The 1,092-nt window shown below is 71.6% G+C and carries 2 protein-coding genes; both read right to left on the bottom strand.

The features are described 5' to 3' along the window. Window positions 1-584 (bottom strand): RNA polymerase sigma factor (locus V7793_RS37820; protein ID WP_336014278.1); only part of this gene is annotated, 584 nt, incomplete at its 3' end. Between the two features lie 130 nt (window positions 585-714). After that, on the bottom strand, window positions 715-1,092 hold a 378-nt coding region (locus V7793_RS37815; RefSeq protein WP_336014277.1), incomplete at its 5' end, for a PH domain-containing protein.

Raw genomic sequence — 1,092 nt, 5'->3', positions numbered from 1 at the left:
CAGGCCGGCTGCGCGGCGAGGGCCCGGACGACGCCGCGGGCGGTGTCCAGCTGGGCCTTGGTGCGCTGGATGCGCACGGCGGCGTGCTGGGGGGTCATGTCGAGGGCGGCGGCGACCTCGGCGCGCGTCAGCTCGCCGGCGGCCTCCAGCCACCACAGGGACAGCACGGTCTGCTCGTCGTCGTCGAGCCAGCGCGTGGCCTCGGCGACCTCCTTGCGCTGCCCCTGCAGACCGAGCCGGACGATGGTGATGTCGACGAAGTCCGCCTCCGGGTCCGGGACTTCGGCGACCTCCTGCAGGCCACTGACGGGAGCCTCCGGGCGCTCCCGCCAGTGGCTGCGTATCTGGTTCATGGTGATGGCGACGAGCCAGGACCGGAAGGCGGCGGCGTCGCGCAGCTCGCCGAGGCCGTTGATGACCCGGAGCATGGTCTCCTGGACCACGTCGTCGACGTCGGCGTGGCCGCCCAGGGCCCGGCCGACGATGTTGTAGACGAGTGGCAGGTACGCGGCGACGAGCTCGTCCTGTGCCGCCGTGTCCCCGGCTCGCGCCGCCTCGACCACGGCCACGCTCTGACTGTTCACGCTCCGCCACCCTTCTCCGGCATTCCGTTTCGGGAGTCGATCCGTTCGGTCCGACACATAGGAGATGCGGATGGGGCGCGACGATAACAAAAACTGTTCGGAAAACCTCAAGAGGACCGGACAAATCCCCCTATGTATGACTGATGTTCGCCACGCTCCGGGGAGGTTCCAGGAATTCGGTGAGGATCCCCGGAGTCGCCGCCTCCGCGAAGCTCGCGGCGGCATCGGCGGACATGTCCCTGATGCGGTATCCGTCCTCCCCCGCGGCGACGGCGGCGGTCGCGGTGACGACGCCCGCCCGGCGGGAGAAGGGGCTGTCGGTGAAGGTCCACGCCAGCACGGCCGAGCGGTCCAGGGCCGTCGTCTCCCGGCCGAAGGTGCCGGACCGCACGAGGAGGAAGCGGCCCCGGAGGCCGTGGCCGAGCCCGCGGTAGGCGTCGCGCGCCAGCCCGTACGCGACGGGGGCGGCGAGGAGCACCCAGCCCGCCGCGCAGTACAGCAGGACGGG

The sequence above is a fragment of the Streptomyces sp. KLMMK genome, from assembly GCF_036961605.1.
Lineage (GTDB): Bacteria > Actinomycetota > Actinomycetes > Streptomycetales > Streptomycetaceae > Streptomyces > Streptomyces telluris.
This window is presented reverse-complemented; position numbering and strand designations above follow the sequence as displayed.